This is a genomic window from Paraburkholderia sp. Ac-20342, assembly GCF_017104985.1.
Classification (GTDB): domain Bacteria; phylum Pseudomonadota; class Gammaproteobacteria; order Burkholderiales; family Burkholderiaceae; genus Paraburkholderia.
In genome coordinates this window covers 25,744-49,472 of record NZ_JAAGPQ010000018.1, presented here as the reverse complement: position 1 = coordinate 49,472, position 23,729 = coordinate 25,744, and the positions used below count along the sequence as shown (strand labels likewise).

Below are 23,729 nucleotides of genomic sequence, written 5' to 3'. Positions count from 1 at the left end.
AGCCGAAAAGGCTCGCCAGGCGCGATAACCGCTCTTGCACTCAGACCGTCCGAAAGGACGCCGTTTTTTGTGCAGCCGGGCCGCGCACATTGCTGTGCGCGGCTTTACGGTCGGATGACGACCTGGCTTTAGTCCTTCTTCACTTCCTTGAACTCGGCGTCGACCACGTCGTCGGCCTGCTGGCTCGCGCCCGCCGATGCACCGGCACCCGCCGCCGCACCCGCTGCTGCCGCTTCGGCACCTTGCGCAGCCTGCATGTCGGCGTACATCTTCTCGCCCATCTTCTGCGAGGCGGTAGCCACGGCTTCGATCTTCGCTTCGATCGCGGCCTTGTCGCTCGACGCGTTCTTCAGCGTGTCTTCGAGGTCCTTCAGCGCGGTTTCGATCGTTTCCTTCTCGCCGGCTTCCAGCTTGTCGCCGTATTCGGTGAGCGCCTTCTTCGTGCTGTGAACAAGCGCGTCACCCTGGTTGCGGGCGTCGGCCAGCTCACGCAGCTTGTGATCTTCTTCCGCGTTCGCTTCGGCGTCCTTCACCATCTTCTCGATTTCGGCTTCGGACAGGCCCGAGTTCGCCTTGATCGTAATGCGGTTTTCCTTGCCGGTCGCCTTGTCCTTCGCGCCGACGTGCAGAATGCCGTTCGCGTCGATGTCGAAGCTCACTTCGATCTGCGGCACGCCGCGCGGGGCCGGCGGAATGCCTTCGAGGTTGAACTCGCCGAGCAGCTTGTTGCCCGCTGCCATTTCGCGTTCGCCCTGGAACACCTTGATCGTCACGGCGCTCTGATTGTCGTCAGCCGTCGAGTAGACCTGCGCGTGCTTGGTCGGGATCGTGGTGTTCTTGTTGATCATCTTCGTCATCACGCCGCCGAGCGTTTCGATGCCGAGCGACAACGGAGTCACGTCGAGCAGCAGCACGTCCTTGCGGTCGCCCGACAGCACCTGGCCCTGGATCGCGGCACCGACGGCCACGGCTTCGTCCGGGTTCACGTCGCGGCGCGGTTCCTTGCCGAAAAACTCCTTCACCTTATCCTGCACCTTCGGCATGCGGGTCATGCCGCCAACCAGGATCACGTCGTCGATTTCGCCGACCTTCACGCCCGCGTCCTTGATCGCGACACGGCACGGCTCGATCGTGCGTTCGATCAGCTCTTCGACCAGCGCTTCCAGCTTGGCGCGCGTGATCTTCAGGTTCAGGTGCTTCGGACCCGACGCGTCGGCCGTGATGTACGGCAGGTTGATTTCGGTCTGCTGGCTCGACGACAGTTCGATCTTCGCCTTTTCAGCCGATTCCTTCAGGCGCTGCAGCGCGAGCACGTCTTTCGACAGATCGACGCCCTGCTCTTTCTTGAACTCGCCGATGATGTAGTCGATGATGCGCTGGTCGAAGTCTTCGCCGCCGAGGAACGTATCGCCGTTCGTGGAGAGCACTTCGAACTGCTTCTCACCGTCGACGTCGGCGATTTCGATGATCGACACGTCGAACGTGCCGCCGCCCAGGTCGTACACCGCGATCTTGCGGTCGCCCTTTTCGGCCTTGTCCAGACCGAACGCGAGAGCCGCAGCGGTCGGTTCGTTGATGATGCGCTTGACTTCCAGACCGGCGATGCGGCCCGCGTCCTTGGTCGCTTGGCGCTGGCTGTCGTTGAAGTACGCCGGCACCGTGATCACGGCTTCCGTAACCGGCTCGCCGAGGTAGTCCTCAGCGGTTTTCTTCATCTTGCGCAGCACTTCGGCGGAGATTTGCGGCGGAGCGAGCTTCTGATCGCGCACTTCGACCCATGCGTCGCCGTTGTCGGCCTTCATGATCCTGTACGGCATCAGGCCGATGTCCTTCTGCACTTCCTTCTCTTCGAAGCGGCGGCCGATCAGGCGCTTGACCGCGTACAGCGTGTTCTTCGGGTTCGTGACCGACTGACGCTTGGCCGGCGCGCCAACGAGGATCTCGCTATCTTCCATGTAAGCGATGATCGACGGCGTAGTGCGCGCGCCTTCCGAGTTCTCGATCACCTTGACCGAGTTGCCTTCCATGATCGCCACGCACGAATTGGTCGTGCCGAGGTCGATGCCGATGATTTTGCCCATTTTTACTAATCTCCTGACTTTGATCGCTGCGGGAAGCGCCCGGTTGGCCCATCCGGCCCGAAGGCGCCCCGCTCTCAATTCATACCTGCACTCAAAATAAGTGCGGCCACATCGTTTTCAAGACCTCTTTTACGATGCGGTCTTTAAATTTTTTCAATCACGGGACTGCCGCCCGAGCGAAGCCGCGCGGCGCTTACTTCGGTGCCGCGACGGTCACGAGCGCGGGACGCAGCACGCGATCGGCGATCACGAAGCCCTTCTGCAACACCGCGACGACGGTGTTCGGCTCCTGGTCGGCCGGCACCATCGAGATAGCCTGGTGGCGATGCGGGTCGAACTTCTCCCCGACCGGATTGATGGCGACGACGCGGCCCTTCTCGAGCGCGCCGCTCAATTGACGCAGCGTGAGTTCGACGCCTTCGCGAACCTTCTGCAGGTCGTCCGACGAATGGGCGACGGCCGCTTCGAGGCTGTCGATCACCGGCAGCAGATGCTCGGCGAAGCTCTCGATCGCAAACTTGTGCGCCTTGGTGATGTCTTCCTGAGCGCGACGGCGCACGTTCTCGGTTTCGGCCTTCGCGCGCAGGAAGCTTTCCTGCAACTCGGCGATCTTCGCCTGAGCGTCGGCCAGCGCCTGCTCGCCGGCTGCCGGCGCTTCGGCGCCCGCGGCGGCTTCCTGCGGGGCGGCTGCGGCCTCGGCGGCCTGGCGCGCGGCTTCGTCGGCGGGCGTGGGAGTCTGGCTCGTCGGGTTCTCTTGCGTGTTTTCCATGTCGCTGAAAGTCGTTAAAAAGTAAAAACCAACGGTGACGCAAACACATGACACGCGTCGGGATTTGTGCGTTGCAAAATCGCGACACGCGCGTTCGCGCGCAACCGCATACAAAACTGCAGATGGGGCCGCAAAGAGCCGTTTCAAGCGGCTCTCGGGGCTCTTTTCGCACCACCGGTGTGCAGGCGAAATGCGCCGTAACAACCGTTAACGTGGCGCAATCAGATAGGGATTGAGTGCGGCCGGCAACTGGCCTATTCTCCACTCATACATCGGAAACGCCACGTTAACCCTAATCTAACGTAGACCTTACCGACGTCTGACAGTTGTACCTATTCAGCCCGTTTTTCAGCCCGTTTCAATCTTCCCAAGGGGAGTACCGTGAAACTGACCTTTGCAATCGGGGTGGTCGCACTGGTACTGATCGCGGGTACCACGACCATCTGTATGTCCGGTGCGGTCAACGACCACACCACCGAATACGGCGGCGTGCACGCCACGATGGAACAGTTCTTCAATCCTCACCTGAAAATCTGTCGATAGAGCGCCGGTCGCGCTTGGTCGGCCGCCCGTGCAACGCGGCGGCCGGCTCGCGATAGATCCTGCGCCGCTCCTGCTCGACCTGCCGTTTCACCTTGCTTTCTTCGGTCTCCGCATAGAGCGTCTGCGCGACGCTCGCCGGGCCGCGCACGTCGCACACGCCCAGCACTTCCACCTGCCACACGACCCGTTCGATCTCGATCTCGACGAAGTCGCCGACGCGCACGTCCTTCGCCGGCTTCACCGCCGCACCGCCGATGCGCACCCGCCCTTTCTCGACGGCGTCCGCGGCCAGCGAACGCGTCTTGAAAAAACGCGCCGCCCACAGCCATTTGTCGATGCGCAGCTTCGCGCCCGGTTCGGTTGAAATGCGGTAATTCATCGGCGTCTTCACGCTCCCGTGGTGTGCGGCACCGGCACCGCCTGCACCGGCCAGCCCTGCAGATTCTGCGCGACGATTTCGCCAAGCGCGGCGATCCACGGCGGCGACGCGTTCAGACAAGCGATCCGGTGAAACTCCTTGCCGCCCGCATGCAGAAACTCGTCGCGCACTTCCATGCCGATTTCCTCGATCGTTTCGAGGCAGTCAGCGGTAAAGCCAGGACAGAACACGTCGGCGCGCCGCACGCCCGCCGCGCCGAGTTCCTTCAGCGTGGGCGCCGTGTAGGGCTGCAGCCACTCGGCCTTGCCGAAGCGCGACTGGAACGTGATGCGGCATTCGACCGGCGTGAGTCCGAGCGCCTGCATCAGCAGCGCGCCGGTTTGCTGGCATTGCGCGTGGTAGGGGTCGCCGAGATCGAGCGTGCGCTTGGGCACGCCATGAAAACTGAACACGAGCTTGTCGCCGGCCGCGAAGTCGGGACGGCCATGCTGATGCCAGTAGTGATGCACCTGCGCGGCAAGCGCCGCGATATACGCCGGATGATCGGCGTACTGACGCACCGTGCGGATTTCCGGCTGGTTGCGCATGCGCTTGAGCGCGGAGAAGGCGTCGTCGAAAGCGGTGGCCGTGGTCGACGCCGAGTATTGCGGGTACATCGGCATCAGCAGCACGCGCTCGGCGCCCGCGAGCTTCAACTGGTTCAGCATCGCCGGAATGCCAGGCGTGCCGTAGCGCATCGCGTAGTCGACAAGCACCGTGTAGTCGTTCACCTGCAGCAGATGGCGCAAGCCTTCCACCTGCTTTTCCGTATGCACGCGCAGCGGGGAGCCCTCGGGCATCCAGACCGCCGCGTACTTCTTCGCGGAACTGCGGCCGCGAAACGGCAAAATCAGCAGACGCAGAATGAACTGCCAGAGCAACGCCGGAATTTCGACCACGCGAGGATCGGACAGAAACTGCGCGAGATAACGGCGCACCGCGCGCGGCGTCGGCGCGTCGGGCGTGCCGAGGTTGATCAGCAACACGGCGACGCGATGCGACGAAGCGTTCTGGGAGGGCCGCTCGAGGTCGAAGCGCATAGGCAGCGGAAGTCGCCGCATGACGCGGCAAATCGATTCAATGGGGATTCATTATAGCGGCGCGGGTCGGGCGAGGCGTCGCCAGGCGCCCCTGGCCGTTCGGCCGATTGGCAGGCCGCGCGCCATGACGCATCATGGCCGGCACGGGCTGCGCTGACGGCAGCGCGGCAAACCGGAGGAACGGCTGCCGGATGATTGCCGGGCTGATTACTGCTGACTACTGCTGGCTCAGCGTCAGCGAGAGCAGGCGCGCGGTGATGTCGACGATCGGAATCACGCGGTTGTAGGCCATGCGGGTCGGGCCGATCACGCCAAGCGTGCCGACGATCTTGCCGTTCACCTCGTACGGCGCGGTGACCACGCTCATTTCCTCGATCGGCACGAGATTCGATTCGCCGCCGATGAAAATCTGCACGCCCGCCGCGTGACTCGACACGTCGAGCAACTGAAGGAGGCTGGTTTTCTGGTCGAACACGTCGAACAGCTTGCGCAGGCGCGCCATGTCCGACGAAAGATCGGCGACTTCGAGCAGATTGCGCTCGCCCGAGATCAGCACGGTCTCGCCGGTGTCGGATTCGTCGGTGCTGGCGGTGACGGCCGCGTGCATCAGCGAGGTCATGTCGCCGCGCAGTTCGTCGATTTCCTCGCGCAGGCGGCGGCGCACTTCGTCGAACGAAAGGCCGGCGAAATGCGCGTTGATGTAGTTGGAGGCCTCGACCAGTTGCGACGGCGAGAAGTCGCGCTGGGTCGCGAGCATGCGGTTCTGCACGTCGCCTTCGGGCGTCACGATGATGAGCAGGATGCGCTTGTCGGACAGGCGCATGAACTCGATCTGCTTGAATACGAGGCTGCGGCGCGGCGTGAGCACGACGCCGGCGAACTGCGAGAGGCTCGACAGCACGCTCGCCGCCGCGGCGACGATCTTCTGCGGCTCGCCCACCTGCAGCGTGGTCTTGACCGTGCGCATCACAGCCTCTTCGTCCGCGGCGGATTCGACCGTCAGCATCGTATCGACGAAAAGCCGGTAGCCGCGCGGCGTCGGAATGCGCCCCGCCGACGTGTGCGGACTGATCACGAGCCCCAGTTCCTCGAGGTCCGACATCACGTTGCGGATCGTGGCCGGGCTCAGTTCGAGGCCCGAATAACGTGACAGCGTGCGCGAGCCGACCGGCTGACCTTCGGCGATGTAGCGCTCAATCAGCGTTTTGAGGAGGGTTTGTGCGCGAGGATCTAGCATGACGAAAAATTTTAGCTCAAGGGCCCGGCTACCGCGAGCACGCACGGCGCCCGCTCCGCGCGAACGCTCCACCGCCGGCCGGCGCGCCGCGCGGCGGCGCTTTCACGCACGGCCGGGCTCCTGGCCGCGCGCCACACCGCACTTTAGCCGGCGCACATGTCATCAGGGCTTCACCATTCTAACGATAATCGCGAGATACGCCGACGGCCCGCGAGCACCGGCTCGCCACCGGGTCTGTCTGCGGTTCTTTTCAGGCCCCACCTATGGTGTAATGCCGGCATGCAAGTGACCAGCCAGTTCAAGACCGTCGCGCTCGTCGGGCGCAGCAACACGCCAGGCATCGGCGAGCCGCTCGTCGCGCTCGCTTCGTGCATCGCGAAGCTCGGCCTCGAAGTCGTGTTCGAAGCCAGCACCGCCGCCGAAATCGGCGTGACCGACTACCCGGCGCTGCGGCCCGCCGAGATCGGCGCGCGCGCCGACGTCGCCGTGGTGCTCGGCGGCGACGGTACGATGCTCGGCATCGGCCGCCAGCTCGCCCCGTACCGCACGCCGCTGATCGGCATCAATCACGGGCGGCTTGGCTTCATCACCGACATTCCGATCTCCGACATGCGGGAAACCATCCCGCAAATGCTCTCGGGCAATTTCGAGCGCGAGGAGCGCGTGCTGCTCGAGGCGCGCATCATGCGCGAGGGCAACCCGATCTACCATGCGCTCGCCTTCAACGACGTGGTGGTGAACCGCAGCGGCGTCTCGGGCATGGCGGAACTGCGCGTGTCGGTGGACGGGCGCTTCATGTACAACCAGCGCTCGGACGGCCTGATCGTCGCGACGCCGACCGGCTCGACCGCCTACGCGCTGTCCTCGCAGGGGCCGATCCTGCATCCGCAGCTACAGGGCTTCGTGCTTGTGCCAATCGCGCCGCATGCGCTGTCGAACCGGCCGATCGTGCTGCCGGACGACTCGAAAGTGAGCATCCAGATCGTTTCCGGCCGCGAAGTGAACGTCAATTTCGACATGCAGTCGTTCACCTCGCTCGCGCTCGGCGACACGATCGAGGTGCGCCGCTCGCGCCATACGGTGCCGATGCTGCATCCGGTCGGCTACAGCTATTACGCGACGCTGCGCAAGAAGCTGCACTGGCACGAGTACCCGTCGCACGAAGACGACTCCAAGCCCTGAGCGGCGCTGCCCTATTCGAGCGCGCCCGCCGCCGTGGTTGACACCTGAACCCCAAGCTCACCAGACGACTTCCATGCTTCGCCATCTCTCGATACGCGACTTCGTGATCGTCGCCGCGCTCGACCTCGAATTCGACGGCGGCTTTACCGTTTTCTCGGGCGAAACCGGCGCCGGCAAGTCGATCCTGATCGACGCGCTCGCGCTAGCACTCGGTGCGCGCGCCGATGCGAACGTCGTGCGCACGGGCGAGAGCCGCGCCGACATCACCGCCGAATTTGAGACGCACGCCCAGGTCGACACATGGCTCGACGAGCAGGCGCTCGGCGCGGCCGAGGCCGACGACGGCCAGCATGGCGGCACGGTGATGCTGCGGCGCGTGGTCGACGCGAACGGCCGTTCGCGAGCGTTCATCAACGGCACGGCGGCGACGCTTGCGCAACTGCGCGAAGTCGGCGAAATGCTCGTCGACATTCACGGCCAGCACGCGCACCAGTTGCTGATGCGCCCGGATGCGCAACGCGAACTGTTCGACACGCACGCGGGTCTTTCGGACGTCTCGGCCACGGTCACGCGCGCCTGGCGCACGTGGCGCGAGAAGGTCCAGGCGGTCGAGCACGCGCAGACGCGCGACCGCGAGCTGCAACTGGAGCGCGAACGGCTCGCCTGGCAGCTCGCCGAACTCGACAAGCTCGCGCCGCAGCCCGGCGAATGGGAAGAGATCAACGCCGAGCACAAGCGGCTGTCGCATTCCGCGAATCTGATCGACGGCGTGCAGGGCGCGCTCGGCGCGCTGTCCGAATCGGACGAGGCGATGATCGCGCACCTCGGCTCGATCGTCTCGAAAATGCGCGACCTCGCGGAGATCGACCCGGCGCTCAACGACGTGCTGGCTGCGCTCGAACCGGCGGAAATCCAGTTGCAGGAAGCGGCGTATTCGCTAAGCCATTACGCGCAGCGGCTCGAACTCGATCCCGACCGGCTCGCGCAGGTCGACAAGCGTCTCGACGCGCTGCATTCGGCCGCGCGCAAATTCCGCCTGCAACCGGAAACGCTCCCCGAAGAACACACGGCACGGCGCACGCAACTGGCCGCGCTCGACGCCGCCGCCGACCTCGACGGCCTGCGCGCCGCGCAAGCCCAGGCGAAAGAAGCCTTCCTCGCCGAGGCGAAAAAACTCTCGAAAGCGCGCGCGAAAGCGGGCAAGGCGCTCGGCGGAGCGGTCACGACCGGCATGCAGGAACTGTCGATGAAGGGCGGCAGCTTCGAGGTCGCGCTCGTGCCGCTGCCCGAAGGCGGCGCGCATGGGCTCGAACAGATCGAGTTCCGCGTGGCCGGGCACGCCGGCGTGCCGCTGCGGCCGCTCGCGAAGGTCGCCTCGGGCGGCGAACTCGCGCGTATCAGCCTTGCGCTCGCGGTCATCGCAAGCGCGGCGAGCCCGACACCGACGCTGATCTTCGACGAAGTGGACACCGGCATCGGCGGCGGGGTCGCCGAAGTGGTCGGCCGGCTGCTGCATCAGCTCGGTCACGCGCGCCAGGTGCTGTGCGTCACCCACTTGCCGCAGGTCGCCGCGCGCGGCGATCACCACTTCCAGGTGGCGAAGACCGGCAACGGCAAGGGCGGCACGATCAGCAGCGTGACCTCGCTCGACAAGGCGAGCCGCATCGAGGAAGTCGCGCGCATGCTAGGCGGTCTCGAAATCACCGCGACCACGCGCAAGCACGCGAAGGAAATGCTGGCGGCGTAAGTCGGACGTGAGGGGGCCGACATGGCCGCGCGCCCTCACCCCAATACCCTCTTCCACAACGCCAGCACCGCCGCCCGCTCGGTATTCACGCGCACCGGATCGACCCGCGCCTTCTCCATTCCGTCGAGCCGCAGCGTGTGCTGCAGCTTGCGATAGGTGCGATACGCGGCGCCGACCGTCTCCGCTTCGGCCTCGCTCATGAGCCCGAAGCGCGACACTTCGCGCAGCAACGCGATGTTGCCGGTGTTGCGGATCAGCTCGGGATCGCTCGCCGCATGCAGCAGCACCCAGTACTGCACCGTGAATTCGATATCGACCATGCCGCCGCGATCGTGCTTGAGGTCGAACAGTTCCGGCGTATGGTTCGGATGCCCGGCCGCGACACGCTCGCGCATCTCGACGATCTCCTTCGCGAGCGGCGCCGCCTCGCGCGGCGTCGTCAGCACCTGTTCGCGGATCGCCTCGAACTTCGCGCCGATTTCGGCGTCGCCCGCGCAGTAGCGCGCGCGCGTGAGCGCCTGGTGCTCCCAGACCCATGCGGTGTTGGCGGCGTCGCCCTCGCGCAGCTGGTAGCGGCGAAACGCGTCGAGATCGGTGACAAGCAGACCCGACTCGCCGTTCGGCCGCAGCCGCAGGTCGATGTCGAACAGCGTGCCGGCGCCGGTCGCGGTCGTGAGCCACGTAATCAGACGGCGCGTATAGGTCGCGTAGACGTCGGCGGCGGCATCGTCGGGATCGTCGTAGAGGAAGATCAGGTCGAGGTCGGACGCGTAGCCGAGTTCCTTGCCGCCGAGCTTGCCGTACGCGATCACCGCGAAGCGCGGCTCGTCGCGATGCCGTTTCGCCAGTTGCTTCCAGACCGCTTCGAGCGTCACGTCGAGCACCGCGTCGGCCAGCTCGGAGAGGCGGTCGCTCACGTGCTCGACCGAGAGCTTGCCGGCCAGATCGATCAGCAGAATGCGGAACACCTCGGCATGGTGCGCGTGGCGCAGCAGGTCCATCTGCTGCTCCACGCCGTCGGCGGCCGCGAGCCGCAGGCGCAAGCCGCGCTTGAACTCGGCCCAGTCGAACGGGCTGTTGATCGCCTCGCCGTCGAGCAGTTCGTCGAGCAGTTGCGGATGGCGGATCAGATAGCCCGCCGCCCAGCGCGAGCCGCCGAGCACTGACAGCACCTGGTGCAGCGCCTGCGGATATTCGGTCAGCAGCGCGAGATAGGCGCCGCGCCGGCTCACCGCTTCGAGCAGATCGAAAAAGCGCGCGACAGTATTGCCGCGCCGCTCGGGCGGTTCGAGCGTGCGCGCGGCTTCGAGCGCGCGCTGCGCGACGATGTCGAAGCGCTGCCGGCTGCGCTCGTTCAGGCCCATGTAGCGCGACGAGCGCCACACCCCTTGCAGCCGCGCGAGCAGATCGCCGGGCTCGGCCACGCCCAGCTCGATCAGGCGCGCGCGCAGCGCGTCGTCGGCGCTGTCGTCGGCGAGCGCGCTGCTCCAGACCCACGCGGCCGCGCCATCTTCGGGGGCCGCGCAGCCGTCGCGGCCGCTCACCTTGTCGGCGAAAATCTGGTCGAACTGCTGCTCGACGAATTCGCGATGCGCGTCGAGCTTTGCCATCAACGCCGCGTAATCGTCGCAGCCCATCGCGCGGGCCAGTGCCGCGCGGTCTTCGGGATCGACCGGCATCGCATGGGTCTGCGCGTCGTTGCGGTATTGCAGACGGTGTTCGAGCTCGCGCAGAAAGCGGTACGCCTGCGACAGCTTCACGCACACCGCCGGGTCCATCAGCCCATGCGTGGCCGCATGGCGCAGCACGGCGAGCGTCGGCCGCACGCGAAAGCCCGCGTCCTGGCCGCCGCGAATCAGCTGGAACACCTGCGCGCTGAATTCGATTTCGCGGATGCCGCCGCGTCCGAGCTTGATGTCGTCGGCCTTGTCGGGCCGCATCGAGGCGCGGCGCTGCGCTTCCTGGCGAATCTGCAGATGCAGCGCGCGAATCGCGCTGATCACGCCGAAGTCGAGATAGCGCCGGTAGACGAACGGCGTGACGATCGCGTCGAGCTGCTTCGAGAGCCGCTGCGCCGCGGCGCTCCCGCCTTCCGACACGAGCCGGCCCTTGATCCACGCATAGCGTTCCCACTCGCGGCCCTGCACGTAGAAATACTCTTCGAGCATGCCGAGGCTGCACACGAGCGGCCCCGAATCGCCGTTCGGCCGCAAGCGCATGTCGACGCGAAACACGTAGCCGTCGGCGGTCACTTCGGCGAGCGCGCCGATCAGGCGCTTGCCGAGGCGCGTGAAGAACTCCTGGGTCGCGAGCGGCGAGCGCTGGCCGCCGGCCGTCTCGCCGTCGTCCTCATAGACAAAGATCAGATCGATATCCGACGACACGTTCAGCTCGCGCCCGCCGAGCTTGCCCATGCCGACCACTCCGAGCGTGAGCCGTTCGCCCTGCGGGCCGCGCGGCTCGCCGTAGAGCGCTTCGAGCTCGGCGGTGAGCACCGCGAGCGCGCGCTGGATCGTCGCTTCCGCGAGATCGGTCATCGCGCCCGTGACTTCGGCGATGTCGGCCTCGCCAGCCAGATCGCGCTCCATCACCGCGCAGAACACCTCGGTGCGCAACTGGCGCAGCGCTTTCTTCAGCGCTTCCTCGCCGAGCGGCGCGCCGGCCGGACCGGCCGCCCCGGCGCACAACGCGTCGAGACGGGCATCGATGCGCTCGCGCGTGAGCGGCACGGCGGCCAGCGCGTTCACGTGCTCGACGAGTTGCGGACGGGCCGCGGCGGCACGCGCCGCATAGCGGGAATAGCTGGAACTCAGGAGAGTGGCGTCAGTCATCAAGAATCAGGCTCGCTCGTTGCTGGTTGGCGTTGTCCGGTGTTGTTTCGATGCATGGCGGCACACGGAAGGGAACGCTTCGAAAAGCGCGCACAAGGCCTTGCCGGACCGGCCGGCGGCAGCCGCAAAGCGGCACGCGGACAGGGTTTGCAGGAGGTCCGCCGACGCTTTTCCGTGTGTTACATTCCATAGTTAATCCGCAAAACTACCATACGCCCAGCCGACGCAGCATGTCCGAGCGAAACGAATCCGTCGACCCGCACGCCACCGAGCAGCTCCGGCACGCGAGCGGAAGCGACCACGTCGTGCTGCGCCGGATCTTGCGGGTGGTCTTCGCGCTCGCGCTCGTCCTCTATTTCATCGCCACGGGGCTGTTCCTCGGCCTGCGCTACGTGGTGCTGCCGCGCATCGACATGTTCCGGCCGCGCATCGAAGCGGTGGTCTCCGAGAAGCTGCGCACGCAATTCACCATCGGGCGGCTCGCGCCGCATTGGAGCGGCTTCCAGCCGGGCCTCGACGTCACGAACCTGGTCATCCGCGATCGCGACGGCCACGCCGCGCTGACGATTCCGCACGCAACCGCGACGGTCTCATGGCGCTCGCTGTGGCAGTTCCAACCGGCGCTGTCGAGCCTGATCGTCGATCAGCCGGACGTGCTGGTCGCGCGCAGCGACGACGGCGTGCTGTCGGTCGCGGGCGTGCCGGTGCCGACCCGGCATAGCGGCAACGACGCGCTTTCCACCTGGCTCCTGCGCCAGCAGGCGATCGTCGTGCGCGGCGGCGTGCTGCGCTGGCGCGACGCGCTGCGCGAGGCGCCGGAACTCGCGCTGCGCGACATCCGCATCGCGATCCTCAACGACGGCTACGACCACCGCATGGCGCTGCAGGCGCCGCCCGACGGCCAGGTGCTGAAGGGGCCGCTCGACTTCCGCACGCACTTCCGGCACGCGCCGCTTTCCGAGATCGGCAAGCCGATCAACTGGAAAGGCCAGGCGTACATCTCGACCGGCACCGTCGATCTGCCGACGCTCGCGCGCTACATCAAATTCCCGATCGAGACGTTCGCCGGCCGCATCGACAACGCCATCTGGATCGACTTCTCCGACGGCCGCATGACGGCGGCGGGCGGCCGGCTCAACGGCACCGACATCGCGCTGCGCGTGCGGCCGACCCAGCCGCGGCTGCTCGTGCCGGTCGCCCATTTCCTGTGGCACGTCGAAGCCACCGAAGGCGACTACCGACTGCAGCTCTCGGACCTGAGCGCCGAACTCGGCCAGCCGCCGCTCGACGACGGCACGCCGCTCACGCGCCTGCTCCAGTTCCACACGCTCGATGGCCGGTTCCGGGCCGCGACGCAGCAGCACGGGCAACTGCTCGGCGTCAGCGGCGATCACGTCGACCTCGGCATCCTCGCCGAATTCAGCCGCGCGCTGCCGTTGCCGCGGCGCTTCCTGAACGGGCTCGTGCGCATCAATCCGCGCGGGCTCGTCGCCAACTACGTGATCGAAGTGGAGCGCGGCAAGCCGGAATCCGGCGAGGTAGGCAGCGACCGTCGGCCGGCCGGCGCGGAGCCGATCGAGCGCTATCGCTTCAAGGGCGATCTGCAGGGCATCAGCTTCGCCGCCCAGGAGCCGGGGCCGGGGCTCACGCCGCGCGGCCATCCGCGCGCCGGCATACCGGGCATCGAAAACCTGTGGGGCAACGTCGACGCCGACGAGAAAGGCGGCCATGCACTGCTCGATACCTCGAACGTGGCGATTACGCTGCCGGGCGTGTTCGACGATCCGCGCCTGAAGCTCGACCGGCTGCACGCCCGCGCCGACTGGGTCATGGGCGCGAAGGCGCCGGGCGACAACCGGCCGGCCTTCAGCCTCAAGCTCGCGGACGTCGCGGTCTCCAACGCCGACGTCGCGGCCACCGCCGCTGCCAATTACAGCAACCCCGGCCACGGCCGCGGCTCGCTCGACCTCAAGGCCGACTTCCAGCGCGCGCAGGTCACGCGCATCGTGCGCTATCTGCCGACCTCCGTCAGCGAGAAGCTGCGCATCTATCTGGGCCACGGACTGCAGGCGGGCATCTCGCGCGGCGCCACGATCGAAGTGCACGGCGACCTGACCCAGTTCCCCTATTCGCGCGATCCCGCCGCCGGCATCTTCCATATCGTCGCGCCGTTCCGGGGCGGCCGCTTCGACCCGACGCCCTACCCGCCGCGCAACATGAGGAACGGCACGCCGAACCTGTGGCCGGCGCTCGACGACATCGACGGCGTGTTCGAACTGAAGCAGAACGTGCTGCGCTTCGACATCGAGCGCGGACGCTACAAGCGCGTCGCGCTCACCAGCGTGCGTGGCAGAATCGCCGACCTCGGCACGAAAAGCTCGAACCTGGTCATCCAGGGCAATGGCCGCGGCCCGCTCGCCGACATGCTCGACTACGTGAACGACAGCTCGCTCGGCATCATGGCGCGGCACCAAACCGAGAAGATCCGCGCCGACGGCGCCGCATCGCTCGCGCTCAAGCTGACGATCCCACGCACGCCCAAGCCGCATATCGGCGTGGAAGGCGCGCTCGGCTTCCTCGATAACCGCCTGAGCATGAACAACGTGCCGCCGCTGTCGCAACTGAACGGCCGGGTGCGCTTCACCGAGCACACGGCCGAGGTCGAGCGGCTCTCCGCGCAGTTCCTCGGCGGCGACCTGCACGCGAACGGCGGCTTGCGCCAGAACGGCACGTACGCGCTCGCGCTGAACGGCCACATTGCCGTCGATGCCGCGCGCGGGCTCGATCTGCATGGCCCGGCCGGGCAGGTGTTGACGCGCCTGAGCGGCAGCGCGCCCTATGCGCTGAAGGTGAACGGCGCGAAGGGAAGCCTGCCGCAGGTCAGCGCCGATTCCGACCTGAGCGGCCTCGCGCTCGATTTCCCGGCGCCGTTCGACAAGCCGCTCGGCACGCCGATGCCGCTGCACTTCACCGTCAGCCCGGCGACGCCGCCCGGCGACGCCGGTCTCGAACGCGCCGACCTCGCGTTCGGGCCGATCGCCGCCACGTACCTGCTGCGCTACGCGCCGAAGGTGCAGCCCAATACGCCGCCGGCGGTCGTGCGCGGCGCGGTCGGCGTGAACCGGCCGGCGGAGCTGCCGGCCGATGGCGTGGTCGCCGCGGTCGATCTCAAGGAATTCGACGCCGACGCGTGGCGCCTGCTCTTCGCGCAATTGCGTAACAACGGCAGCGCCGGCGTGCCCGCGGCCAGCGCCAGTGCCGCCGGCACGAGCACGGCGGCCCCCACTGCGACCGCCGCGCCGCCACAGCCAAACCCCGCGCTCACGCAATTCCTGCCGAGCCGCTTCGCGTTGCACGTCGACACGCTGACGCTGCTCAAGCGCCACTGGGACAACGTGATCGTCGGCGCATCGCGCGCGGACCGCACCTGGCAGGCGAACATCGCCTCGAACCAGGTGTCGGGCCACGTGTCGTGGCTACCGGGCGCGACCCGCGACTCGCCGGGCTCGCTGCAGGCGCGCTTTGCGCGCGTCGTGATTCCATCGGTCGCGGACAAGGACCTGCTCGGCCCGGCGATGTCGGCGCCCGCGCAAAACATGCCGTCGATCGATCTGGTCGTGAACGAGCTGATCGTGCGCGACCGCAACATCGGCAAACTCGAAGTCGACGCGCACAACTTCGAGGAAAACGGCGTGCCGGTTTGGCAACTCGACAAGTTCGACGTCACCAATCCCGCCGCGACACTAAGCGCGACCGCGAACTGGCGCACCTCGACCGAACTCGCCAGTTCCGCCGACGAAACCACGCCGCGCCGCACCGTGTTCGATTTCAAGCTCGACATCAAGGATGCCGGCGCGCTGCTCGAACGCCTCGGCCTGCCGAAGACGCTCAAGGGCGGCAGCGGTTCGCTGGCGGGCAAGGCCGCCTGGCAAGGCGGTCCGGCGAGGATCGACTATTCGACGCTGAACGGCAACCTCGCGCTCGATCTGCGTCACGGCCAGATTCTCAAGATCGATCCGGGCGTCGCGACGCTGCTCGGCGTGCTGAGCCTGCAAAGCCTCGCGCGCATCGCCACGCTCGATTTCCGCGACGTGATCGGCGAAGGGCTGCCGTTTTCGAGCGTGACCGGCACCGCGCAGATTCACGACGGCATCGCCCGCACCGACAACTTCAGAATGGTGACCGCGCCGGCGCGCGCCGAGATGGCCGGCTCGGTCAACATCGCGCAGAAAACCCAGGACCTGCACCTGCACGTCGTGCCGACCGTCAGCGCGGGCTCCGCGGTGATCGCCGCGACGGTCGTCAATCCGCTGATCGGCCTCGGCGCGCTGATCGCCGATATCGCGCTCACCCACGGGGTGTCGCACGTGTTCGCGCGCGAGTACACGATCACGGGCTCGTGGGCGAAACCGCACATCGAGCGGGTGACGACCGAACGGGGTAAGATGGACGCTCCGGCTTCGACCGTGGAAGCGCCCTGAGCCGCGTTCGAGCCCGCCCTGAACGACGCATGCGGCGTCCGCGGTTCGCACCGCCGCTGTGCCGGGAGCCTTTCGACACGCTCATGAGCGAAACACACGTCTCTTCATCGCCGTCCGCCGCGGCATCCGGCGGCTCCTTCATCAGCCCCTTCCGGATCGCCGCGCTGCAGATGGTCAGCACGCCCGATCGCGAGCGCAATCTCGCCGACGCGGAACGCCTGATCGCCGAAGCCGCCGCCGACGGCGCGCAACTCGTGCTGCTGCCCGAATACTTCTGCTTCATGGGCTTCAAGGACACCGACAAGCTCGCCGTGCGCGAGCCCTACCAGGACGGCCCGATCCAGCGCTTTCTCGCCGACGCGGCGCGCCGCCACAAGCTCTGGGTGATCGGCGGCACGCTGCCGCTCACCGCGCCGGAAGCCTCGCGCGTGCTGAACACGACGCTCGTGTTCGACCCGCACGGCAACGAAGCCGCGCGCTACGACAAGATTCACCTGTTCAACTTCGAGAAGGGCGAAGAATCGTTCGACGAAGCGCGCACGATCCGCCCCGGCACCGAGGTACGCGGCTTCGAGGCGCCGTTCGGCCGGGTCGGCCTGTCGGTCTGCTACGATCTGCGCTTTCCGGAGCTGTATCGGCGCATGGGCGACTGCGCGCTGATCGTGGTGCCGTCCGCCTTCACCTACACGACCGGCCGCGCGCACTGGGAGCTGCTGCTGCGCACCCGTGCGATCGAAAACCAGTGCTATGTGCTCGCCGCGGCGCAAGGCGGCAAACATGAGAACGGCCGCCGCACCTGGGGCCACAGCATGCTGATCGACCCGTGGGGCGAGATCGTCGCGGTGCGCGACGAAGGCGCCGGCGTGGTCGCCGGCAACCTCGAACGCGCGCGGATCGACGAAGTGCGGCAGAGCCTGCCGGCCTGGCGTCATCGCGTGCTGACCTGAATCCGACATTGAAACTGCGGCGCCCGCCACGCATATGGTGGCTCAGGCGCTCCCCGCCCCCCTCGTATCGAGCAGAACATATTTCGCATGAATATCATCGAACCCGGTATCCGTAATCTCGCCGCCGCCAAGGACATTCTCCTCACGCCCTATGGTCTCGACGAGTCGCTGCTCACGCGCACGCTCGCCGAAATCTTCACGCACCGCGTCGACTACGCGGACCTCTACTTCCAGGCGACCCGCAGCGAAGCGTGGAGCCTCGAGGAAGGCATCGTGAAGTCGGGCAGCTTCAGCATCGATCAGGGCGTCGGCGTGCGCGCCGTGTCGGGCGACCGCACCGCGTTCGCCTACTCGGACGACCTTTCGCCCGAGGCGATCCGCCAGGCGGCCATCGCCACGCGCGCGATCGCCAGATCGGGCGGCGGCAAGCAGAAGATCAAGGTGGCCTCGTCGCTGACCGGCATCGCCGGGCGCGATCTGTACCTGCCGTCCGATCCGCTCCATTCGCTCGACGCGACCTCGAAGGTCAAGCTGCTCGAGCGCATCGAACAGATGGCGCGCGGCCGCGATCCGCGCATCCAGCAGGTGATGGCGGGCCTCGCCGGCGAATACGACGTGGTGCTCGTCGCGCGCAGCGACGGCGGCTTCGCGGCCGACATCCGGCCGCTCGTGCGCGTCTCGGTCACCGTGATCGCCGAGCAGAACGGCCGCCGCGAAATCGGCAGCGGCGGCGGCGGCGGGCGTTTCGACTACGGCTATTTCACCGACGAAGTGCTGTCGCGCTACGTCGACGACGCGGTGCATGCGGCGCTCGTCAATCTCGACGCGCGGCCGGCGCCGGCCGGCGCGATGACGGTCGTGCTCGGCCCGGGCTGGCCCGGCGTGCTGCTGCACGAGGCGATCGGCCACGGGCTCGAGGGCGACTTCAACCGCAAGGGTTCGTCGGCGTTCGCGGGACGCATCGGCGAGCAGGTCGCCGCGAAGGGCGTCACCGTGGTCGACGACGGCACGCTGCCGAACCGCCGCGGCTCGCTCAACATCGACGACGAAGGCAACCCGACCCAATGCACGACGCTGATCGAGGACGGCATCCTGAAGGGCTACATCCAGGACACGCTGAACGCGCGCCTGATGAAGATGCCGGTCACCGGCAACGCGCGGCGCGAATCGTACGCGGCGCTGCCGATGCCGCGCATGACCAACACCTACATGCTGAACGGCGACAAGGACCCGCAGGAAATTCTCGCGTCCGTGAAGAACGGCCTCTATGCGGTGAACTTCGGCGGCGGCCAGGTCGACATCACGAACGGCAAGTTCGTGTTCTCGGCTTCCGAGGCCTACATGATCGAGAACGGCAAGATCACGTATCCGGTCAAGGGCGCGACGCTGATCGGCAGCGGCCCGGAATCGCTGAAGTACGTCACGATGATCGGCAACGACATGAAGCTCGATTCGGGTGTCGGCGTGTGCGGCAAGGAAGGCCAGAGCGTGCCGGTGGGCGTCGGCCAGCCGACGCTGCGCATCGAGCGCATGACGGTCGGCGGCACCGCCTGATCCGGCAAGTCATGCACGTTTCGTGTGAAAAAAGTACGAAACGTGCGGATTATCCGCATTTTTATAGGCCCATGCTTGTCAAGCGAGCCTGTACCGGGTTATAAAGTCACTCACCTTTTTTGACCAGCAACGCATTTCACCTCGCCATGTCCGCCAAGTTTTATTTTTACTTTTTTTGGTATCTCAGACCGCTGGCGGATCGAGAGGGGTGTTAGTGCACGCAGGACACCAAGAATTCCCGAAAAACCGCCAGCCAGCCTGGCGGTTTTTTTTCGCCTCACGCTTTTGAAACCTTGCTTCCAGACGAACTTTGACACCCGCTACTCACGCGAACACGCTACGAACTACGAACCGATTCAGGAGAACCCCATGCCCCCGCACAACACCGACGATGTCCGCATCCGCGAATTGAAAGAACTCACGCCGCCCGCTCACCTGATTCGCGAATTCCCGTGCGACGAGTCGGTCTCCAACGTGATCTACGACTCGCGCAACGCGATGCATCGCATTCTGCATGGCATGGACGACCGCCTGATCGTCGTGATCGGCCCGTGCTCGATTCACGATCCGAAGGCCGCGATCGAATACGCAGGACGTCTGATCGAACAGCGCAAGCGCTTCGCCGGCGAACTCGAAGTCGTGATGCGCGTGTACTTCGAAAAGCCGCGCACGACGGTGGGCTGGAAGGGCCTCATCAACGATCCGCACATGGACAACAGCTTCAAGATCAACGACGGCCTGCGCGCCGCGCGCGAGCTGCTGTTGCACATCAACGAACTCGGCCTGCCCGCCGGCACCGAATACCTCGACATGATCAGCCCGCAGTACATCGCCGATCTGATCTCGTGGGGCGCGATCGGCGCGCGGACCACCGAGTCGCAGGTGCACCGCGAACTGGCTTCGGGACTGTCGTGCCCGGTCGGCTTCAAGAACGGCACGGACGGCAACGTGAAGATCGCCGTCGACGCGATCAAGGCCGCCTCGCAGCCGCACCATTTCCTCTCGGTCACGAAGGGCGGCCACTCGGCGATCGTGTCGACGGCCGGCAATGAGGATTGCCACGTGATCCTGCGCGGCGGCAAGGCGCCGAACTACGACGCCGACAGCGTCAACGCCGCCTGCGCCGACATCGGCAAGGCAGGTCTCGCCGCACGCCTGATGATCGACGCGAGCCACGCGAACAGCTCGAAGAAGCACGAGAACCAGATTCCGGTGTGCGCGGACATCGGCCGCCAGATCGCCGCGGGCGACGAGCGGATCGTCGGCGTGATGGTCGAGTCGCACCTCGTGGCGGGCCGCCAGGATCTGCAGGAAGGCGGCACGCTCACGTACGGCCAGAGCGTTACCGATGCGTGCATCGGCTGGGACGAAAGCGTCACGGTGCTCGAAGGTCTCGCCGAAGCCGTCAGGCAGCGCCGCGTGGCACGCGGCAGCGGCAACTGAACGCCTGCCGCGCCGCTGCTCCGGCAGTTCGTCAGTCATCCGTAGAAAACCCGGTTCGGCTTCGAACCGGGTTTTTTATTGGCCGAACGGACGATGGTGCTGCGCGCGCCGCCTCTGTACCGTAACAGCTCGTTGTCCGCTTGCATGTGACGCCTTCGCAACGCGTGCGTACCTGACTCAGAGGCATGCAAACGGACTTGACCGGGCTGGATGGCTCGTATAATATTTTATACACAAAGGCGGTTATGGAGCAGGAAAAAGAAATTCGCTGATTAGGTTCGAGCTTGCGCGATCGGCTCGCCTTTCCCGCTGAGGCACGTCGTCGCGCGGGGTTTCAACTGCACAAGATTCAGGCGGGACTCGCCCCCGACGACTGGAAAGCGTTCGACTCGATCGGCACCGGAACGCGCGAAATCCGCATCAAAGACGAAGACGGCATTTTTCACGTGATGTATGTGAGTAAGTTTGTCGAAGCGATCTACGTGCTGCATTGTTTTCAGAAGAAAACGCAGAAGCTCGGGCCGCGAGACAAAAAGATCGCCGAGATGCGCTACCGCGCGATCATTAACGATAGGAAACCTTATCAATGACGACCGACACCCGCATTCGCCACGTCACCCAACCCGGTGCGAATCTGTTTCTCGAACTCGGCTTTTCCGCCGAAGAAGCGAAGCGCCTGCACGCGGCGTCGCAAAAGCAGATCAACGACACGCGCCTGCTCAAGGAGCAGCTCATGACCGAGCTGTCGAGCTGGATCGAACAGCATCATCTGAAGCAGGCCGAGGCGGCGGAAATTCTGATGGTGTCGCGCCCGCGCGTATCCGACGTGGTCAACAAGAAAACCACCAAGTTCACGATCGACACGCTCGTCGAAATGATGAGCCGCATCGGCAAGCCGGTTACGCTCGCGATCGGCTAACGCGGGGCCCGGTGCCTGATGCCATGCGCACCCGCGCACCATTCGCTCAATTGCACTCAATGCGTGCCGCGATCGTGCTGCCATAGCACGTCGGTGCCGCCATCCGCGCGATTGAGCACGCGCGCGAGCACGAACAGCAGATCGGACAGCCGGTTCACATATTGACGCGGCGCCACGTTGATTGCCTCATGCTCGCCGAGCGCCACGATCGCGCGTTCGGCGCGGCGGCAGACGGTGCGGCACACATGCGCGAGCGCTGCGGCGCGCGAGCCGCCGGGCAGAATGAATTCCTTCAGCGGCGGTAATGCGGCGTTGTAGTCGGCGAGCCAGCCGTCGAGCTGGGCGAGATGCCGCTCGGTAATCATCGTGTGGCCGGGAATGCAGAGCTCGCCGCCCAGATCGAACAGATCGTGCTGGATCGCCACCAGCGCCGCGCGCACGCCGTCGGGCAGGCTCTCGCACAACAGCACGCCGAGTTGCGAATTGAGTTCGTCGACATCGCCGATCGCGGCAATGCGCGCGCTGTCCTTGCGCACGCGGCGGCCGTCGCCGAGACCGGTGGTGCCGTCGTCGCCGGTGCGAGTGGCGATCTTGCTCAGGCGGTTGCCCATGATGTCCCCCATACGTTCAGTGGCGATACGCCCACCACGTTTATCCATATTGCGCGCATCGCGAAATCGCCGCCATTATATGAGCCGGGAAGCCGAGCCGAGCGCGGACCGGTGCCGGCCCACGGACGATCGGCGTAAAATGAAATGAATGCGGCACACATAAGCCGTGCCCTCAAAAATCTTTCATGAAATCGGAGTAAGCGCTTTGCATGAAACCGAAGCAGGAGCTTCGCCGGGAACCGAATGACGCGCGAGCGCTCACTTCGGCCAACCGCAGGCACCACTCGGGTCGACCGCCAAGCCGCCCACTCCGTTCGACAGGAGACATGCGTGAACCATCCCGTGCCGCCGGCCCCGCTGCGCCGGCCGTTTCCCGCCGAACTGCTGAACCAGCTCAAAGCCGCGTTCGGTGAACGCGTGTCGGTTGCCGAAGCCGTGCGCGCGCATCATGGCCGCGACGAATCGCCATTCGATCCCCAGTTGCCCGACGCCGTCGTCTTCGCGCACACGACCGAAGACGTGCAAACCGCCGTCAAGCTATGCGGCCAGTACGACGTGCCGATCATTCCGTACGGCAACGGCTCGTCGCTCGAAGGGCATCTGCTCGCGGTGCAAGGCGGCGTGTCGATCGATCTGTCGGCCATGAACCGCGTGCTGTCGATCAACGCCGAGGACCTCACCGTCACCGTCGAGCCCGGCATCTCGCGCAAGCAGTTGAACGAAGCACTGCGCGACACGGGCCTCTTCTTCCCGATCGATCCGGGTGCCGACGCGAGCATCGGCGGCATGTCGGCCACGCGCGCGTCGGGCACCAATGCCGTGCGCTACGGCACGATGCGCGAAAACGTGCTCGGCCTCGCGGTCGTGCTGGCCGATGGCCGCGTCATCAAAACCGGCACGCGCGCGCGCAAATCGTCGGCGGGGTATGACCTCACGCGGCTCTTCGTCGGCTCCGAAGGCACGCTCGGCGTCATCACCGAAATCACGGTGCGGCTTTATCCGCAGCCCGAAGCGGTATCGGCCGCGATATGCGCGTTCCCGTCGATGGGCGATGCGGTACGCGCGGTCATCGAGACGATCCAGATCGGCGTGCCGATCGCGCGCGTCGAGTTCGTCGACTCGCTCGCGGTGCGCTCGATCAACCGCCACTCGAATCTGACGCTGCGCGAAGCCCCCACGCTGTTCTTCGAATTCCACGGCACCGAGGCCGGCGTCAAGGAACAGGCCGAACTCGTGCAGGACATCGCCGCGCAAAATTCCGGCGAGGGTTTCGAATGGGCGACGCGCCCCGAAGACCGCAGCCGTTTGTGGAACGCGCGTCACAGCGCCTATTTTGCGATGCTGCAACTGAAGCCCGGCTGCCGTGCGGTCACGACCGATGTCTGCGTGCCGATCTCACGCCTCGCCGAATGCGTGGTGGAAACGGAGCAGGATCTGAAGGCCTCGCCGCTGCCCTGCCCGATCGTCGGCCATGTCGGCGACGGCAACTTCCACGTCGCGATCCTGATCGACCCGGACAAGCCCGAGGAACTCGAAGAAGCCGAGCGCCTGAACCATCGCATCGTGCAGCGCGCGCTGCGCATGGACGGCACCTGCACCGGCGAGCATGGCGTCGGCCTGCACAAGATGCGCTTCCTGCTCGAGGAACACGGCGACGTCGCGGTCGATACGATGCGCTCGATCAAGCATGCGCTCGACCCGCGCAATCTGATGAACCCGGGCAAGATATTCAGCTGGGCGGCCTGACGCAGACCGGGCACGCCGGAAGCGGCGGCCGCCACATCGGGCGGCGGTCGCGCCGGCCTCGAAACGCGGTGGCCCGGAACGATGTGACTCAAAACGCCGTGACCCGGAACGACGTGACTCGAAGCGAATCGGCTCGCAACGAGGCCGCCTGAAACAACCGGCTCGAACGAAGAGCCGGAT

General features: G+C 66.0%; 17 protein-coding genes. 10 read left to right on the top strand and 7 right to left on the bottom strand.

The annotated features are described in order from the left end of the window. Positions 1 to 128: 128 nt before the first annotated feature. Together dnaK and grpE are read right to left on the bottom strand one after the other, a co-directional pair. Positions 129 to 2,081: a molecular chaperone DnaK gene (gene dnaK / locus G3N58_RS10040; protein ID WP_167036032.1), complete on the bottom strand. Its 1,953-nt coding sequence runs from the start codon at positions 2,079 to 2,081 to the stop codon at positions 129 to 131. Positions 2,082 to 2,274: 193 nt separating this feature from the next. Beyond that, entirely contained in the window at positions 2,275 to 2,850 is a 576-nt protein-coding gene (gene grpE, locus G3N58_RS10035) for a nucleotide exchange factor GrpE (protein WP_167036029.1), read from the bottom strand. A gap of 381 nt (positions 2,851 to 3,231) precedes the next feature. Here grpE and G3N58_RS10030 point away from each other — a divergent pair, with 381 nt between their 5' ends. Beyond that, the gene (locus G3N58_RS10030; protein WP_162842037.1) at positions 3,232 to 3,393 is read left to right on the top strand and encodes a hypothetical protein; all 162 of its coding nucleotides are present in this window, start codon (positions 3,232 to 3,234) and stop codon (positions 3,391 to 3,393) included. Here G3N58_RS10030 and G3N58_RS10025 read toward each other — a convergent pair. The 3 genes from G3N58_RS10025 to hrcA form a co-directional block, all read right to left on the bottom strand. Further along, complete coding sequence (locus G3N58_RS10025) at positions 3,365 to 3,772, bottom strand: RNA-binding S4 domain-containing protein (protein ID WP_205999076.1); 408 nt, start codon at positions 3,770 to 3,772, stop codon at positions 3,365 to 3,367. The genes G3N58_RS10030 and G3N58_RS10025 overlap by 29 nt on opposite strands. An 8-nt stretch (positions 3,773 to 3,780) precedes the next feature. Further along, entirely contained in the window at positions 3,781 to 4,851 is a 1,071-nt protein-coding gene (gene hemH, locus G3N58_RS10020) for a ferrochelatase (RefSeq protein WP_205999097.1), read from the bottom strand. A 217-nt stretch (positions 4,852 to 5,068) separates the two neighbouring features. Next, on the bottom strand, positions 5,069 to 6,088 hold the full coding sequence (gene hrcA / locus G3N58_RS10015; protein ID WP_205999075.1) for a heat-inducible transcriptional repressor HrcA: 1,020 nt from the start codon (positions 6,086 to 6,088) through the stop codon (positions 5,069 to 5,071). A 279-nt stretch (positions 6,089 to 6,367) separates the two neighbouring features. Between hrcA and G3N58_RS10010 the strand changes: the two genes are divergently transcribed. After that, positions 6,368 to 7,270 (top strand): NAD kinase, encoded by a 903-nt coding sequence (locus tag G3N58_RS10010; RefSeq protein ID WP_205999074.1) that lies wholly within the window; start codon positions 6,368 to 6,370, stop codon positions 7,268 to 7,270. A gap of 73 nt (positions 7,271 to 7,343) precedes the next feature. Continuing rightward, positions 7,344 to 9,017 carry a DNA repair protein RecN gene (gene recN / locus G3N58_RS10005; protein ID WP_205999073.1) on the top strand — a complete coding sequence of 558 codons (1,674 nt, stop codon included), beginning with the start codon at positions 7,344 to 7,346 and terminating at the stop codon, positions 9,015 to 9,017. 35 nt (positions 9,018 to 9,052) lie between these two features. On the opposite strand, the gene glnE is transcribed toward recN, so the two are convergent. Continuing rightward, positions 9,053 to 11,848, bottom strand: coding sequence for a bifunctional [glutamate--ammonia ligase]-adenylyl-L-tyrosine phosphorylase/[glutamate--ammonia-ligase] adenylyltransferase (gene glnE / locus G3N58_RS10000; protein WP_167036011.1), 2,796 nt, complete (start codon positions 11,846 to 11,848; stop codon positions 9,053 to 9,055). A 230-nt stretch (positions 11,849 to 12,078) separates the two neighbouring features. Here glnE and G3N58_RS09995 point away from each other — a divergent pair, with 230 nt between their 5' ends. From G3N58_RS09995 to G3N58_RS09970, 6 genes are all read left to right on the top strand, one after another. Further along, complete coding sequence (locus G3N58_RS09995; protein ID WP_205999072.1) at positions 12,079 to 16,329, top strand: YhdP family protein; 4,251 nt, start codon at positions 12,079 to 12,081, stop codon at positions 16,327 to 16,329. A gap of 83 nt (positions 16,330 to 16,412) precedes the next feature. Then, entirely contained in the window at positions 16,413 to 17,276 is an 864-nt protein-coding gene (locus G3N58_RS09990; RefSeq protein ID WP_205999071.1) for a carbon-nitrogen hydrolase family protein, read from the top strand. Positions 17,277 to 17,363: 87 nt separating this feature from the next. Continuing rightward, on the top strand, positions 17,364 to 18,830 hold the full coding sequence (tldD, locus tag G3N58_RS09985) for a metalloprotease TldD (protein ID WP_205999070.1): 1,467 nt from the start codon (positions 17,364 to 17,366) through the stop codon (positions 18,828 to 18,830). 369 nt (positions 18,831 to 19,199) lie between these two features. Beyond that, positions 19,200 to 20,273 (top strand): 3-deoxy-7-phosphoheptulonate synthase AroG, encoded by a 1,074-nt coding sequence (gene aroG, locus G3N58_RS09980; protein WP_167035999.1) that lies wholly within the window; start codon positions 19,200 to 19,202, stop codon positions 20,271 to 20,273. Between the two features lie 284 nt (positions 20,274 to 20,557). Further along, positions 20,558 to 20,863 (top strand): type II toxin-antitoxin system RelE/ParE family toxin, encoded by a 306-nt coding sequence (locus tag G3N58_RS09975; protein WP_241017056.1) that lies wholly within the window; start codon positions 20,558 to 20,560, stop codon positions 20,861 to 20,863. After that, positions 20,860 to 21,192 carry an XRE family transcriptional regulator gene (locus G3N58_RS09970; RefSeq protein WP_167035996.1) on the top strand — a complete coding sequence of 111 codons (333 nt, stop codon included), beginning with the start codon at positions 20,860 to 20,862 and terminating at the stop codon, positions 21,190 to 21,192. Before G3N58_RS09975 ends, G3N58_RS09970 begins: the two co-directional genes overlap by 4 nt. A gap of 56 nt (positions 21,193 to 21,248) precedes the next feature. Here the strand turns inward: G3N58_RS09970 and G3N58_RS09965 are convergent, their stop codons facing one another. Beyond that, positions 21,249 to 21,803: a cob(I)yrinic acid a,c-diamide adenosyltransferase gene (locus tag G3N58_RS09965; protein WP_205990708.1), complete on the bottom strand. Its 555-nt coding sequence runs from the start codon at positions 21,801 to 21,803 to the stop codon at positions 21,249 to 21,251. A gap of 330 nt (positions 21,804 to 22,133) precedes the next feature. On the opposite strand from G3N58_RS09965, the gene G3N58_RS09960 reads away from it, so the two are divergent. Beyond that, positions 22,134 to 23,549, top strand: a complete 1,416-nt coding sequence (locus tag G3N58_RS09960; RefSeq protein WP_205999069.1) for an FAD-linked oxidase C-terminal domain-containing protein — start codon at positions 22,134 to 22,136, stop codon at positions 23,547 to 23,549. The last annotated feature ends 180 nt before the right edge of the window (positions 23,550 to 23,729 follow it).